At 35.8% G+C, this 268-nt stretch carries 1 pseudogene; it reads left to right on the top strand.

The window, feature by feature from the left end:
- Positions 1–180: pseudogene (locus tag SM755_RS23745) on the top strand (acyl-CoA desaturase); the annotation flags it as partial.
- Positions 181–268: the final 88 nt, after the last annotated feature.

Genomic DNA, 268 nt, shown 5'->3' with positions numbered 1-268 from the left:
GCCGGAGAAGGGTGGCATAACAACCACCATGCCTTTGAGTACTCAGCTAGACATGGCCTAGAATGGTGGCAAGTTGATTTCACATATTACATTATCAAGCTACTTGAAGCTCTTGGTTTAGCCAAGGATGTTAAGTTACCTACTCAAGCTCATATACAACGTATGAGCTTTAAAAATTAATTAAGTCTACTACATGATGTTCGAAATTAAAACAAAAATATGTTATTGAATGAAATATTATCGAGTGAAATGTGAGATGATACACGTA

The sequence above is a fragment of the Natrialba sp. PRR66 genome (assembly GCF_034808065.1).
Lineage (GTDB): Archaea > Halobacteriota > Halobacteria > Halobacteriales > Natrialbaceae > Natrialba > Natrialba aegyptia.
The sequence above is the reverse complement of the archived record's forward strand: the minus strand, read 5'-3'. Positions and strand labels throughout refer to the sequence as shown.